We start from the raw sequence: 15,690 nt of genomic DNA, 5'->3' as shown, positions 1-15,690 counted from the left end.
TCAAAAAAAAGTTTACTTAAAAGATACTTCGATTTTGCTCAGTATAAACGATTCGCACGCGTTTTGAAACATCAAAAAGCAGCTATCTGCTTACATATTTCTTCTATATTGTCCACCAACTTCAAATAATGCTGAAGTGATTTGACCTAAACTACATACTTTACAAACATCCATTAAGGCTTCAAAAATATTTTCGTTGTTTATGGCTTTTTGCTGAAGCTCTTTAAGCATATTTTCAGTTTCATTTCCTTTGTGTAAATTTTCTAAGGTTTTAATCTGATTTTGCTTCTCTTCTTCTGTTGCTCTAATCACTTCCGCAGGTATAACAGTTGGCGATCCTTTACTACTTAAGAAGGTATTTACACCAATTATTGGGAAATCTCCGTTGTGTTTTAATGTTTCATAGTACAGACTTTCTTCTTGAATTTTACTACGTTGGTACATCGTTTCCATAGCACCTAAAACGCCGCCACGTTCTGTAATACGATCAAATTCTGCTAAAACAGCTTCTTCAACTAAATCGGTTAGTTCTTCGATTATGAAAGAACCTTGTAACGGATTTTCATTCTTTGCTAATCCTAGCTCTTTATTGATGATTAACTGAATTGCCATAGCACGACGTACAGATTCTTCTGTTGGTGTTGTAATCGCTTCGTCATATGCATTGGTATGCAACGAGTTACAGTTATCGTAAATCGCGTAAAGTGCTTGCAACGTTGTACGAATATCATTAAAATCTATCTCTTGCGCGTGTAAACTACGACCAGATGTTTGGATGTGGTATTTTAACATCTGAGCTCTAGCATTGGCACCGTATTTATTTTTTAAAGCTTTTGCCCAAATACGTCTAGCCACACGACCAATTACGGCGTATTCTGGATCGATTCCGTTTGAAAAAAAGAAGGATAAGTTTGGTCCAAACTTATTGATGTCCATACCACGACTTAAATAATATTCCACGTAAGTGAAACCATTAGATAACGTTAACGCTAACTGTGTAATTGGATTTGCTCCAGCTTCTGCAATATGGTAACCAGAAATAGATACCGAATAGAAGTTACGCACATTATTATCTATAAAATACTCTTGCACATCACCCATTAAACGTAATGCAAACTCTGTTGAGAATATACACGTATTTTGAGCTTGATCTTCTTTTAAAATATCGGCTTGAACTGTACCTCTAACTTGAGCAATAGTTTTGGTTTTAATATCGTTATAAACAGCTTCTGGTAAGACTTGATCACCAGTAACACCTAATAACATTAACCCTAAACCGTCGTTACCTTCTGGTAAACCTCCATGGTATTGTGGTCGTTCTACGCCTTTATCTTTGTATATCTTAGCTATTTTAGCTTCAATGTCTTTTTCAAGACCATTTTCTTTGATATAAATCTCGCATTGTTGGTCTATTGCAGCATTCATAAAAAAGCCTAATAACATTGGTGCAGGACCATTAATAGTCATACTTACCGATGTTTTTACATCTGCTAAATTAAATCCTGAATACAGTTTTTTAGCATCGTCTAAACAGCAAATACTTACACCTGCATTACCAATTTTACCATAAATATCTGGACGTAAATCTGGATCGTTACCATAAAGTGTTACACTATCAAAAGCTGTAGATAATCGCTTTGCTGGCATACCTTGACTTACATAATGAAAACGCTTATTGGTACGTTCTGGTCCACCTTCGCCAGCAAACATACGTGCTGGATCTTCACCTTTACGTTTAAATGGGTACAATCCTGAAGTATATGGAAATTCTCCAGGAACATTTTCTTGCAAAGTCCATTTTAAAATATCTCCCCAAGCTTGATACTTTGGCAACGCTACTTTTGGAATTTGTAAATGCGAAAGCGACTCGGTATGCGTTTCAATCTTTATTTCTTTATCACGAACTTTAAAACTATAAATTGGCGCTTTGTATTTGTTTACTTTGTCTTCCCAACCTGTGATGACTTCCCAATTGTATGGATCTAAGTTTAGTTTGACACGGTCAAATTCTGAGATAAGTAGTTTGATAAAATCCTTTTTGTCATCCTGAACTTGATTCAGGATCTCATCTTGATCTAAACCTTGTTTTCCTAAAAAAGACTTTTCGACTGCGCTCAAGGTGACATCACCAACTGAACATATCGTCTTATAAATTCCATATAATTTTTGAGCGACTTCAACTTGAACTTCAGCAGTATTATCATAAGCGCGATTGCTCTCTGCTATTTCTGATAAGTAACGTGTACGGTTTGGTGGAATAACAAAAACCTTCTCACTCATTTGATCTGTAATTTCAAATGTAGAATTTAAATCGGCTTCAGTATTTTCAACTAATTTATCCATTACCGTTTTGTACAACGTATTCATTCCTGGATCATTAAACTGCGATGCGATAGTCCCAAAAACAGGCAATTTATCTTGCGGAATGTCCCAAAGGTTATTGTTACGCATGTATTGTTTACGCACATCTCTTAAAGCATCTAAAGCGCCTCTTTTGTCAAACTTATTGATAGCTACTAAATCTGCAAAGTCAAGCATATCAATCTTTTCAAGCTGTGTAGCAGCACCAAATTCTGGCGTCATCACGTAAAGTGAAACATTAGAATGTTCTATAATTTCGGTATCAGATTGACCGATACCAGACGTTTCTAAAATAATTAAATCGTATTCGGCAGCTTTTAAAACCTCAACCGCTTCATTAACATATTTTGATAAAGCTAAGTTAGATTGACGTGTTGCCAAACTACGCATATACACACGAGGTGAATTAATGGCATTCATACGAATACGATCACCTAGCAATGCGCCACCAGTTTTTCGTTTTGATGGATCTACTGAAATTAAACCTATGGTTTTTTCTGGAAAATCGATTAAAAAACGTCTAACAAGCTCGTCTACCAAACTCGATTTTCCTGCGCCACCAGTACCGGTAATTCCTAAAACTGGTGTTTTTGATGTTTTATTTTTATTATGTATTTGATCTAAAGTGTCTTTAGCTACTTCAGGAAAATTCTCGGCAGAAGAAATTACTCGCGCTAAATCTTTTGGATTTTTCTTTGCTAAATCTTCAACTTTTACCTCAAGCTTATCACCTATTGCAAAGTCCGATTGTTGCACAAGATCATTAATCATACCTTGTAATCCAAGCTCACGACCATCGTCTGGCGAGTAGATACGTGTAATCCCGTAATCCATCAATTCTTTAATTTCAGAAGGAAGAATTACTCCGCCGCCACCACCAAAAATTTTGATGTGTCCAGCGCCTTTTTCATTTAAAAGGTCGTACATGTATTTAAAATACTCGTTATGTCCGCCTTGATAAGATGTTAATGCTATAGCATTTACATCTTCTTGAATAGCTGTGTTTACAACTTCTTCTACACTACGGTCATGCCCTAAATGAATAACTTCTACGCCAGTAGATTGAATAATACGGCGCATGATATTTATGGATGCATCGTGCCCATCAAAAAGTGATGCTGCGGTTACGATACGTACTTTATGTTTTGGTTTGTATGGTGCGATTTGTTCCATTCGTAAAAATCTATCTTTTTAAGAGCTGCAATTTACGGATAATTCAAAAAAATTGCGATTAAAATTAAAATATTCTAAAAGAATAAATAAAGATTTTTTTTCGTCTGTTTTATAGTAATTTAGTTAACTAACTATGCAAGTGATCTATGACTAAAATAACGCTTTTAATTAATTGCAATGACCAATCTGGAATTATTGCAGCTGTTACCAATTTTATAGCAAATAACAACGGAAACATTGTTTATATTGACCAACACGTAGACCGAGAACAAGATATATTTTTTATGCGTCTAGAAAGTGAGTTTGAACAATTTAACATGATGGCATTTAAAGCTAATTTTAAATCGGTTTTAGCTGAAAAATTTAAGATGAAATGGCGCATTTACGACACCGAAGATTTGCCTAATATGGCCATTTTTGTTTCTAAATATGATCATTGCTTATACGATATTTTAGGTCGCTATAATAGTGGTGAATTACATGTAAATATCCCATTTATAATTAGCAATCATAACACATTAAAACCAATTGCAGATAGCTTTAACATACCGTTTTATCACATTCCTGTGACTAAAGACACGAAAGAAGAAGCCGAAACAAAGCAATTAGAATTATTAAAAAAACACCATGTAAACTTTATTGTTTTAGCGCGTTATATGCAAATTGTTTCTAATAGATTAATTGATGTGTATCCTAATAAAATTATTAATATACATCACTCGTTTTTACCAGCTTTTGTTGGTGCAAAACCTTATCATAGCGCTTACAAACGTGGTGTGAAAATTATTGGTGCGACAAGCCATTATGTAACCGAAGCATTAGATGCTGGTCCAATAATTGAACAAGATGTAGAACGCGTATCACATACACATGCTATTGAAGATTTGATTGCCAAAGGAAGAGATCTTGAAAAAATAGTTTTAGCTAATGCTATTAAACTTCATTTAAAAAGAAAAGTTATGGTGTTTAATAATAAGACTGTGATTTTTTCTTAATCCTTGGCTTTGCAAAAACGATTGAGGCTTTGTTGAAGCTCTTTTTGTGTTGTTGCACCTATGCAACACAAAAAAGCGACTGCCGAAAGCGTGGTATTTTGTTAAACTTACGTTGAAGACAACTTAAGTTTAACAAAATATTTGCCCTAATAATTAGTACCTTTAGCCTCTAAATATTTTATAATGAAACGAATTTTTGCTTTTATATTACTAATTTCTGTCACTTCTTGTGCAGAATTACAAGGTGTTGTTAGCCAATTACCACAAGGCGGAACAGTATCTGAATTGGATATAGCTAACGGTTTACGTCAAGCTTTAGATTTAGGAATAGACAAACAAGTGTCTAAATTAACTCAAACCGATGGGTTTTATAAAAACGAATTGGTTAAAATTTTACTTCCTGAAGAATTACAAAAAGTAGATAAAGCTTTACGTGATATTGGATTAAGTAGTCTTGCAGACGAAGGTCTTAAAGTATTAAATCGTGCTGCGGAAGATGCTGTTAGCGAAGCAACTCCTATTTTTGTAAACGCTGTTAAAGGCATTACGTTTACCGATGCTAAAAACATTTTATTGGGTAACGATAAAGCTGCTACAGAGTATTTAAAATCAAGAACACAAACCGAACTTTATAATAAATTTAATCCTGTAATTAAAAACAGTTTTGCTAAAGTTGGTGCTGATCAAATTTGGGAAAACTTAATTAACAAGTACAATAATATTCCGTTTACAAATAATGTAAATCCAGATTTAACAGATTACGTTACAACCGAAGCTTTAAAAGGTGTTTACACCATGATTGCTGTTGAAGAAGGCGAAATACGTAATAAAGTAAGCTCTAGAGCAACTGATTTGCTTAAAAAAGTATTTGCGTTACAAGATTAACTTTTTAAAATAATGATTGCATAATGTTAACGTAACATTTGAAATTAGAAATTGTAACATCTTTGCATCGCACAAGAGTAAAGACGTTATCGTTTTCTTTTACTTGAGTTAGTTTAGTTAGTTATTTAAAGAGTCTGTATTTAGGGAAATGATATAGACTCTTTTTTTTATGCAAAAAAATTAGATTTTATTTTTTTTCTTCAAATAAATAAACTAATTTAAATAACTGAAAATCAACCCAATAAATATGAGTCGTCGTGATCTTTTAAAGCAGCAACAACTAAAGCTTAACAAGCGATACAAGCAACTTGTTGAAGAAGCTTATAACCTACGCCAAACTAATCATGAAGAAAGTGATATGTCTGAATTTAGAGCTATTAAAATTCTTGATAAATTAAATAAGCTTAAATTTTTAGTCAGAGATACTTCCCAATCTATGTCTTAGTTTAATAAAATAGTCAAACGCTTTTATTAGTCTAGAGCCATACCACGAAAAATATTCTCCGTCTACAAAAACGGTTTTTGCGTGATGTGTTTTACGACCAATTTCAAAAGCATGTTCGTCTTTAAAAGGATAAGGTTCGCTTGATAAAAAGACAATTTCTGGATCGCCTTCTAATCTTATTTTTTTTATTTCGACTTCAGGATAACGCTCTAAATTGGCGTAAATGTTGTCGTATTTATTTAATTGAAGTAAATGATTGATAAACGTATTATTTGCTGCCACCATCCAAGGTTCTCTCCATATAAAATAAGCAACTTTTAAAACGTCTTGGTCTTTAATAAATGTTTTAAAATTATTTAGATGAAATTGAATTTTATCTGTAATACGTTGTGCATTAGTGCGTTTTTTAAAGATGACACCATAATCTGTTATTAATTGTAAACAGTCTTCTATGGTTACAATATCTGACACATGAACTTGACAAATCTCTTGACAAGCCTTCACAATTTCTGGCGTATTTTCTTCTTTATTACATAAAATAATATCAGGATTAAGCTGCTTTATTTTATCTATTTTAATGTTTTTAGTTCCGCCAACTATTTGTTTGGTGCTTTTAAAATGAAATGGATGCACACAAAATTTAGTAATACCAACAATGCTTTCTTCTAAACCTAAATCATAAAGTAATTCGGTTTGAGAAGGCACTAAACTAACTATGCGTTTTGGCGTAACACTTATATCTATTGGATTACCCAATTGGTCAATCATTACGCTTCTAAAATTGCTTGCATTTCTTTTTGTAACGCTTCTGCTTTTTGAGCTGCTGCTTGTGCAAAATCTTCTTGATTTGAAGCATAAATAATTCCTCTAGACGAGTTGATTAATAATCCTACATCTTTAGTCATACCATATTTACACACGTCTTGAAGATTACCGCCTTGTGCTCCAACTCCAGGAACTAACAAGAAACTATCTGGTATTATTTGCCTTATTTCAGATAGATATTCAGCTTTTGTAGCACCAACTACGTACATTAAGTTTTCTGAATTTGTGTAAGTTTTAGACGTTTCTAATACTTGTTTGTAAAGTTCTTTACCTTCTACAAGCTTAGTTTGAAAATCGAATGCACCTTGATTAGATGTTAATGCTAAAAGAATGGTGTGTTTGTCTTTAAACGCTAAAAAAGGTTCGACTGAATCTTTACCCATATATGGCGCAATTGTCACGCTATCAAACGCTAAATCTTCAAAAAAAGCTTTTGCATACATGGTACTTGTATTACCTATATCACCACGTTTTGCATCTGCTATTGTGAAAATTTCTGGATGATTTTCGTTTAAATAATTGATTGTTTTTTCTAAAGCTTGCCAACCTTTTAAACCGTAAGCTTCAAAAAATGCAATATTTGGTTTGTATGCCACACAAAGATGATGTGTTGCATCTATTATGGCTTTATTAAACTCGAAAATTGGATCTTCGGTTTGTAATAAATGTTGAGGAATTTTATTTAAATCTACATCTAACCCAACACAAAGGAAGGATTTCTTTTTTTTGATTTGGTCTATTAGTTGTTGTGTTGTCATGATTGATATACAGACTAAAAAGATGTTAATCTTAGTTTTATTTTCTTTTTTATAGATTCCTGCTTTCGCAGGAATGACAAATAAAAAAGCCTCAAAAAAGAGGCTTGATTTTAAATAGTTTCGTCACTAGCTTTTAACTTTTCTGTGTTTTCTGCTAGCTGTAATTCGTCTATAATTTTTTGAATATCTCCGTTTACGATATTTGACAAATCGTATAATGTTAATCCAATACGGTGATCTGTAACACGTCCTTGCGGATAGTTGTAAGTTCTAATCTTTGCACTTCTATCACCACTTGTTACCATTGTTCCTCTTAAAGCAGCTTCTTCTTCCATCTTCTTTGCTAACTCTAAATCGTACAATCTAGAACGTAATACTTTAAACGCTTTTTCTTTGTTTTTATGTTGCGACTTTTGGTCTTGACATTGCGCTACTAATCCTGTTGGAATATGTGTTAAACGTACTGCCGAATAGGTTGTGTTTACAGATTGTCCACCAGGTCCTGAAGAACAGAAATAATCTATACGAACATCTTTAGGATCTATCTCTACATCAAACTCTTCTGCTTCTGGAAATACCATACATGTTGCTGCACTGGTATGTACACGACCTTGAGTTTCGGTTTGTGGGACACGTTGTACACGATGTACACCAGCTTCAAATTTTAAAGTTCCGTAAACGTCTTCTCCAGACACTTCAAATTGAATTTCTTTAAAACCGCCATTTGTACCTTCGCTATAATCTACAACATCTACTTTCCAGCCTTTACCTTCGCAATATTTGCTATACATTCTAAATAAATCTCCTGCAAAGATACTTGCTTCGTCTCCACCTGTTCCAGCACGTAATTCGACTACCGCATTTTTAGCATCTTGCGGATCTTTAGGGATAAGAAGCATACGGATTTCTTCTTCTAATTTTGGAATTCCGTCTTTAGCTTCGTCGTATTGCATTTTTGCCATTTCGACCATTTCGGCATCGCTTCCGTCAGAGATAATTTCTTCTGCTTCTTTTAAATTATTGGTAAGCTCTATATACTCTTCGCGTTTGTCCATTAACACACGAAGGTCTTTATATTCTTTATTTAACTCTACATAACGCTTTTGATCTGATATAATATCCGGTTGAATAATTAAATCACTAACCTCATCAAAACGTTGTTTTACAATTTGTAACTTGTCTAACATCTATCTTTTTGTTGAGCAACAAAAATACGATAATTTATGAATTTGCAATATTTATTGTGTATTGAATATCTATTGCTTTGTAGTGATTTATTTTAGGTAATTTTTCACTTTAGGATAGTCTCTTGTCATGATATATCTTACCGAATAATAACATGAAAAAACAAACAAAAACCTGTGGAATATTGATAATGGAAGTATATCAAAATAATAAGCCAACACTGCAGATAGATCTGAAAATGCAAACCCAAACACCATTAAAGAAAAATACAAAGTACGTTTGGATGGTTTTGTAAAATTGGCATTTCCTGTAAAAAAACATAGTATTAATAATACAATCCCGTGTGTATAAATTACATATCTATGTAAAGGGTAATCACTATTTAAATGCTCTACAAAATGAACTAATTGGCTTAATGCGTAAAGATTAAGCAATGCCAAAAACATAAAAAAAATGAATATTAATTTATTGGTTTTGCTGTAATTAAACTTTTTTATTGCGATTATAAATAGTAATAGATAACCAACTATTTTTACTAAAGAGGTTAAACAATTAAAAAGTACATTTTCATAGTTAAAAACCAATACACTAGATATGATAAAAGGTATAAACGCTAAACGTACGTATTTACTATACTTCTGATGGAAATTAAAAAGTAAAACAAAATAAAACAATATTGTTAATAATCGTATTAATCGATTAGCAAACAAAGAGAAGTAAGCTACCGAAATAAAATTTACAATAGCAATAAGAATGGTTAGTATTAATAGCGTTTTTTTGCTCATTGGTTAGTTGGGCAATTATCACTCTAAGTTAATAATAATATTGAATGAATGCTCTACACATTAAAATATTTACATTAAATTAACGTTCTAAAGCCATGACTAACTTGTTTAAATCTGTACTATTTTTCTACCGTCCAATTATAAATTGGTCTGTTGTTATAAATGTTATATTTTTAATTTTAGGGATACAAAACATTGCTTTAATACTTGTAAACAAGCTTTTTATACTTTGTTTTTTATATTATTTTATTAGTCAAACCAAAGCTAAACAGCGCTTAATTTTCTTTAATAATTTAGGGATTTCTAATTTTAAATTGTTTGCTAGTATTTATTTAATTGATGCAGTGATTACCATCCTTTTTGTAAGTTTAATTTCAACTTTTATTTAGATTTTGGTTTTTGAAATTGATAATGTAGAACTTTATTTTAATAAAAAAACCATTTTAAATGGTGTTTACCTAAAAGCACAAACTAATACAATTACCGGAATTTTAGGACGTAATGGTTGTGGCAAAAGCTGTTTACTATCTATTATTTTTGGATCTTTATCTTCCAAATACGCGTTGATTAGAATTAATAATAAACCTATTACTAAGGCACTTTATTTAACTAATCAAGTGGCTTATTTACCTCAATTTTATTTTACGCCTAATCAAATTAATATTAACAAACTTTTTAAGCTTTATAAGGTTAGCTGGAAAGATTTTGAAGCTAAATTCCCAGAATTTAAGACATACAAGAGCAAAACAATTAATTATTTATCTGGCGGAGAAAGACGCGTAATTGAAATTTATTTAATCTTAAATACACCTTCTAATTTAGTCTTGTTAGACGAACCGTTTTCTAATATTTCTCCTATTTACATAGAAAAAATAAAACAGATAATAAAAAGAGTTAATAAGACAAAAGCTATTGTATTAACAGATCATAGTTATAATGAAGTTATAGATATTGCAGACCAAATTTATTTATTAAAAAATGGCTGCACTAAACTAATAAATCACATTAAGGAGTTGGAGTCTTATAATTATTTAAGTTTTGGAACTTTGTAGTTTAAAAATCTACAACAACTCCAATACCTAAAAGCTGTTTCCATTGTACAGATGCACCTTTTTCTACAAATTCGTCTTCGGTATCTGTTTCTTCAATAATCTTAACATCATTATCATACTTTATATGAGAGCCTAATGTTGCTTTTACAAAATCGTTTACTTTAAAATCAAATACAACTTCCCAATCTACATCTATATTACCAAAACTGTTTAGATAATCTGTATAAAGACTTAATTGGTTTCTTAAATAAATATTATCCATTACTTGTGCCTCGTAAGCATTAGTAATTAAAATTCCCATTTCTGTCCTAACAGTTTCTCCATCTACCAATTTATTACCATCAGTATCATAAACTGCTGGAGTCACACCAAACGCACCTTTATCTGCTAAGGATTGATCTAAAACAAAAGTTCCTTTAAATGTTAATGGCGATAAATAAAAAGACAGTTTTTCTATGTTTTTACCATACTCTGCTCCGCCACCTAAAAACACATAACCTGGTGACATAAATCTAGAAATTGGATTATCTCTATTTGGATAATTATACCCGTTAGAATATTGAGTTTTAAAATTAAAACGTCCAGAAAAATACCAATTAGTTAACGTATCTCTTCTATAACCAATAGTTGAAATTAACTCTAATTCGTCTTCTGTTTTTCTTAATTTTTGGCTTTCTTGTTTATTAACACCATATCTTGTTTTTATAGCATTAAACCAAATTAAATTGTTTTTTTTATATCTTAAACTTGAATTTATAGCTAATAAAGCTGAAATAGAATTTGCTCCACCAGCACTCCAATTAACAAAGGTTACTTCATTAATATCCATACCAACTCTATTAACCTGTTTCCACTTTAATGTATCAAGGTTTTTAACAATAGAATCTGTTTGAGCGAATAAAATTTGAGCGGTTAAAAATGTAAGGATAGTCAGGAAAAATCTCATAAATAATAGTTTGATTAGTAAGTAAACGTACCGTATTCACTTTCTATTGTAAGTTGTTTTTTTGAAGCTGCTTCTACACGACCAATCACTTGAGCTTCAACATTAAAGGATTTAGAAATTTTTATAATATCTTCTGCCACTTCTGGTTTTACATACAATTCCATTCTATGACCACAGTTAAATACTTGATACATCTCTTTCCAGTCTGTTTTTGACTGTTCTTGTATTAATTTAAATAATGGTGGAATAGAAAACATGTTATCTTTAATCACATGTAAATTATCTATAAAATGAAGAATTTTTGTTTGCGCTCCGCCACTACAATGAATCATTCCGTGTATATCTTCACTTGTATATTTAGAAAGAATCTCTTTAATAATTGGTGCATAAGTACGTGTTGGAGATAACACTAATTTACCAGCATCTATTGGCGAATCTTCTACCTCATCTGTTAATTTTACTTGTCCAGAATACACTAAATCTTCTGGTACAGACGCATCAAAACTTTCAGGATATTTTTTTGCTAAATACTTATTAAACACATCATGTCTGGCAGATGTAAGTCCGTTACTTCCCATACCACCGTTATAAAACTTCTCGTAAGATGCTTGACCAAAACTTTCTAATCCAACAATTACATCACCAGATTGTATATTTGCATTGTCTATAACGTCTTTTCGCTTCATTCTAGCAGTTACAGTAGAGTCTACAATTATTGTTCTTACTAAATCACCAACATCTGCAGTTTCTCCTCCTGTAGAATGTATAGTAACTCCAAATGTTTTTAAATCTTCGATTAACTCTTCTGTTCCATTAATTATTGCAGAAATAACTTCTCCAGGAATCAAATTTTTATTTCTTCCAATGGTAGACGACAACATGATATTATCGGTTGCTCCAACACAAAGTAAGTCGTCAATATTCATTATTAATGCATCTTGAGCAATACCTTTCCAAACAGATAAATCACCTGTTTCTTTCCAATACATGTAAGCTAAAGACGATTTTGTTCCAGCGCCATCTGCATGCATGATTAAACAATAATCAGAATCGTTAGTTAGATAATCAGGTACAATTTTACAAAAGGCTTTAGGAAACAATCCTTTATCTATATTTTTTATTGCGTTGTGCACATCTTCTTTAGATGCAGAAACGCCTCTTTGGCTATATCTTTTAGAAATTTCGGAACTCATGTTGTTGTGTTAAGCCACAAAGATATTTATAAAAAAAAAGCACACAAATTATTTATGTGCGCTTTTACAGTTTATTTGATGTGGTTGGTTTATTTTACTTCCAGTCAGGCATTTTTCCATCTTCTAAAAACAATTCTCTTATACTTAAATCTGAAATATCTATTGTCATAATATTTCTTTGCGAAACACCATCGTTAGACGTGTTTACAAATATTAATTGTGCCTCGTTTGGCGAAAATTGCGGATCTAAATCGTTTGTTCCTGCTGGTTTTGTTAAAGATATATTGGTTGCTGTTGTTGTTGTTAAATCGTATATAAACATATTAGAATTAAATTGCCTATAATCTACATTTTGATTTGCAGACAAATCGTATGTGTATACTAGCTTAGTACCATCATAAGAAAAATCCAATCCTCCTGCCGCACCATTAACACCTTGCAGCACAATATCTTGTACTACTCCAGAAAGATTTATTGTAAAAATTTCTACTTGATAACCTGAATTATCATTTGTTTTTAATGCTATTTTATTTGAGGCAGGATTCCAATCTACTTCTGTAATAAAATGCCCATTAATAGTTTGATATAATTGTGTTAATCCTGTTCCAGACACTTCTATTTCGTATAATTTGTCAAAATTTGGAAACAGTAGTTTGGTGTCGTTGTCTTTCCATTCGAAGTCAATTTCTTCTAAATTAAATCCATTTACAGCTACCGCATTGGTAACTTGTGATATATTAGATCCATCTAAATCCATTGTAAATAAATGGGTTTGTCCGCCATTATTACTTAAAAAAGCTAATTTATCTACAGAGCTTGCTCTTCTTGGTCTCCAAGAATTGGTATTTGCCGAAGTTAATTGAAGTGTATTACCACTTTCATCTGAAGAAAATATTACATTATTTCCATTAATTTTTCTTGTAAAAAACACACGATGTTCTGGAAACTCTAAGGTTGTAAAATTAAAAACTGTACTTGCTACAGGATTATTTATACCATCTGTTGCTGTGACTTGCCAAAAATATTTTGTGTTATACATTAATCCTGACACTGTTAAGGTAGTATCTGTAAGATCAGAATACTGTAAAACATCACTGTTTTGATCATTTAAAAGTTGTACACTATAAGTTAATTGATCTTCTTCAGGATCTGATCCTTCCCATGTTAATTCTACTATTAAATCTGTATCTATCGTGTTGTTAGATGGTGTTACTAATGTTGGTGCATTTGGCGCATCGTTATTTGCTGTTTCCACATCCAACTCGAAAACTATATTGGTTGTTGCATCATCGTTGATAGTTGCAGACTCAAACTTGGTTAAATAACCTTCTTTTTGAGCTTGAACAGAGTAAGTTCCAACTTCTATATCTGATATTTGGTAGTTTCCGTTTTCATCTGTAAATACAATACTTGTATTAGGACTTGTTGATACTCTTGCGTTTTCTAAAGGTGTATTATCGCCTTGAGAAACTACTTTACCTACTAATATACCTCGTCCTGTTAATTCAATTTTATCTTCACTACAACCTGAAACAAAGATAATTACACATAAAAGCGATAATATATTTATTGTCTTTTTCATTATCTAGTTGTTTGATTTGGATTTTCTATTTGACTTTAATTCTTCCTGCATCTTCCTTCTGTTCTCTCTTTTTAATGCTTTTATTTCTTTCTTTTTTAATCTTTCTAACTCTTTCTTTTTATTAAATTGAGTAGATGGTTGTGTTAAATAATAATTTATACCAACGCCAAATCTATAAAACATGTCATCCATAGTTCCTGCGTCTATATTATCTAATTGATCACTAAAGGCAAGATTATGCTCTCCATATAGATAAACACCAATATTTTCTTTTACCAAGTATTCTAGTCCTAAACCTGCTTGTATTTTAGGATCTATCTGCTCAAAATTATTTGTAGCATTGGTACCTACGCCAAAAAACAAATATGGTGTTAACTTATCATATGGTAGAATGTTGTAATTTAAATTAAGATCGAAAGACATAAATCCTTGGTTAAAAACGGTTTTATTTTCTAAGTTGAATTTATTGAAAGTGAAATCTAAATTTAGATGAGAATTTAACTGACGTTTAAATCCTAATTTTACATTTAATTGTGGTTGTGGATCTGGTAAATCTCCGTTAATAAGACTAATTCCTGCAGCTGCTGTGATGGCATTTTGACCTCTTCGCTCTGTTAAAAAGCGTTCGTAAATTTGTGTAGCTTCAGCTTCTGCTTTTTCATCTTCGTAATTTTTAATAATGGTTGCTGTAGCTTCTTCACTTGCTCTTGGCAACCATAATTCGTCTTTAATTCCTTCTATTATTAAAGCTTCTACAGCTTTTTCTATCGCTTCTTTTAAAGCTAGTTGTACTGGTTCGTTTTTTGTAAATCCTATTTCTGTTTCTAACAACCTTTGAAAATTCACATACTTGAATAAATTTGCAGATACTGCTTGAGACAATATGGTTTTAGATATATAAACCGTTTTTAATATTTTACCATTTGATGTATTTACAGCTCTTAAATACACACTAATTCTATCTTCTCTATATTGTGTAGATGCGCCAACACCAAAATATCTTGCGCCTGCGCCACCAGTAATTATATTGGTATCGTACGAAATAATACCGCCTTCTAACAATACACCTGCGTATAATAATGGTGGTAAGTTAGGCTCGTTTGGGTTTTGATTTTTACGGTATTCTGAACGTGTATTTCTTATTATGTTTCTTTCATTTAAAAGATTACTTAAATTTTCTCTTTCTATTAAAGTAAACCATTTAGAATCTTCTAATGCTTTTATTAGCATTGTTGTTCCGCCTTGCGATACAGCTGTACTAAAAGTACTTCCGTTTTCTACAGATTTATATTGTCCTGTTTGATCTTTAAAATTATAAACACCAGCAACTACTGGTTCTTGTGGTAAAGGAAAGTTTACTAGTTTTTCTGAGACTGGTGTAACTTCGCCAACTCTTGCTCTTTGTTGTTGATAAGGCTGATTAAAAAATGCGCCACAACCTGTTAAAGCAAGTAGTAAAATAACTGCTATAGCAGACTTAAGTTTTAACATGTTAATTTTGATTA

Annotated in this window: 13 protein-coding genes; 4 read left to right on the top strand and 9 right to left on the bottom strand. The window is 31.7% G+C overall.

The window, feature by feature from the left end; genetic code table 11:
• Positions 1 to 90 precede the first annotated feature (90 nt).
• Positions 91 to 3,534, bottom strand: coding sequence for a methylmalonyl-CoA mutase family protein (locus IFB02_RS09290; protein ID WP_191072682.1), 3,444 nt, complete (start codon positions 3,532 to 3,534; stop codon positions 91 to 93).
• 146 nt (positions 3,535 to 3,680) lie between these two features.
• Here IFB02_RS09290 and purU point away from each other — a divergent pair, with 146 nt between their 5' ends.
• The 3 genes from purU (at position 3,681) to IFB02_RS09275 (ending at position 5,859) form a co-directional block, all read left to right on the top strand.
• Positions 3,681 to 4,529, top strand: a complete 849-nt coding sequence (gene purU / locus IFB02_RS09285) for a formyltetrahydrofolate deformylase (protein ID WP_191072681.1) — start codon at positions 3,681 to 3,683, stop codon at positions 4,527 to 4,529.
• A gap of 183 nt (positions 4,530 to 4,712) precedes the next feature.
• Positions 4,713 to 5,414, top strand: coding sequence for a DUF4197 domain-containing protein (locus IFB02_RS09280; RefSeq protein WP_191072680.1), 702 nt, complete (start codon positions 4,713 to 4,715; stop codon positions 5,412 to 5,414).
• 247 nt (positions 5,415 to 5,661) lie between these two features.
• Positions 5,662 to 5,859 (top strand): Lacal_2735 family protein, encoded by a 198-nt coding sequence (locus IFB02_RS09275; RefSeq protein WP_106687101.1) that lies wholly within the window; start codon positions 5,662 to 5,664, stop codon positions 5,857 to 5,859.
• Here IFB02_RS09275 and IFB02_RS09270 read toward each other — a convergent pair.
• The 4 genes from IFB02_RS09270 to IFB02_RS09255 all read right to left on the bottom strand — a co-directional run bounded on the left by IFB02_RS09270 (position 5,827) and on the right by IFB02_RS09255 (position 9,412).
• Positions 5,827 to 6,627, bottom strand: coding sequence for an ABC transporter substrate-binding protein (locus IFB02_RS09270; protein WP_191072679.1), 801 nt, complete (start codon positions 6,625 to 6,627; stop codon positions 5,827 to 5,829). The genes IFB02_RS09275 and IFB02_RS09270 overlap by 33 nt on opposite strands.
• Entirely contained in the window at positions 6,627 to 7,442 is an 816-nt protein-coding gene (gene pyrF / locus IFB02_RS09265) for an orotidine-5'-phosphate decarboxylase (RefSeq protein WP_191072678.1), read from the bottom strand. Before pyrF ends, IFB02_RS09270 begins: the two co-directional genes overlap by 1 nt.
• Positions 7,443 to 7,552: 110 nt before the next feature.
• Positions 7,553 to 8,629, bottom strand: a complete 1,077-nt coding sequence (gene prfA, locus IFB02_RS09260; protein WP_106687098.1) for a peptide chain release factor 1 — start codon at positions 8,627 to 8,629, stop codon at positions 7,553 to 7,555.
• A gap of 87 nt (positions 8,630 to 8,716) precedes the next feature.
• Entirely contained in the window at positions 8,717 to 9,412 is a 696-nt protein-coding gene (locus tag IFB02_RS09255; protein ID WP_146131244.1) for a hypothetical protein, read from the bottom strand.
• A gap of 392 nt (positions 9,413 to 9,804) precedes the next feature.
• Here IFB02_RS09255 and IFB02_RS09250 point away from each other — a divergent pair, with 392 nt between their 5' ends.
• The gene (locus IFB02_RS09250; protein ID WP_106687096.1) at positions 9,805 to 10,464 is read left to right on the top strand and encodes an ATP-binding cassette domain-containing protein; all 660 of its coding nucleotides are present in this window, start codon (positions 9,805 to 9,807) and stop codon (positions 10,462 to 10,464) included.
• A 1-nt stretch (position 10,465) separates the two neighbouring features.
• On the opposite strand, the gene IFB02_RS09245 is transcribed toward IFB02_RS09250, so the two are convergent.
• From IFB02_RS09245 to IFB02_RS09230, 4 genes are all read right to left on the bottom strand, one after another.
• Entirely contained in the window at positions 10,466 to 11,410 is a 945-nt protein-coding gene (locus tag IFB02_RS09245) for a DUF3078 domain-containing protein (RefSeq protein WP_106687095.1), read from the bottom strand.
• 14 nt (positions 11,411 to 11,424) lie between these two features.
• The gene (locus IFB02_RS09240; RefSeq protein WP_106687094.1) at positions 11,425 to 12,603 is read right to left on the bottom strand and encodes an AIR synthase related protein; all 1,179 of its coding nucleotides are present in this window, start codon (positions 12,601 to 12,603) and stop codon (positions 11,425 to 11,427) included.
• A gap of 94 nt (positions 12,604 to 12,697) precedes the next feature.
• The gene (locus tag IFB02_RS09235) at positions 12,698 to 14,185 is read right to left on the bottom strand and encodes a carboxypeptidase regulatory-like domain-containing protein (protein WP_106687093.1); all 1,488 of its coding nucleotides are present in this window, start codon (positions 14,183 to 14,185) and stop codon (positions 12,698 to 12,700) included.
• A 3-nt stretch (positions 14,186 to 14,188) separates the two neighbouring features.
• Positions 14,189 to 15,676, bottom strand: coding sequence for a CsgG/HfaB family protein (locus IFB02_RS09230; RefSeq protein ID WP_106687092.1), 1,488 nt, complete (start codon positions 15,674 to 15,676; stop codon positions 14,189 to 14,191).
• Positions 15,677 to 15,690 lie beyond the last annotated feature (14 nt).

This window comes from Mesoflavibacter profundi (assembly GCF_014764305.1).
GTDB classification, from domain to species: domain Bacteria; phylum Bacteroidota; class Bacteroidia; order Flavobacteriales; family Flavobacteriaceae; genus Mesoflavibacter; species Mesoflavibacter profundi.
The sequence above is the reverse complement of the archived record's forward strand: the minus strand, read 5'-3'. Positions and strand labels throughout refer to the sequence as shown.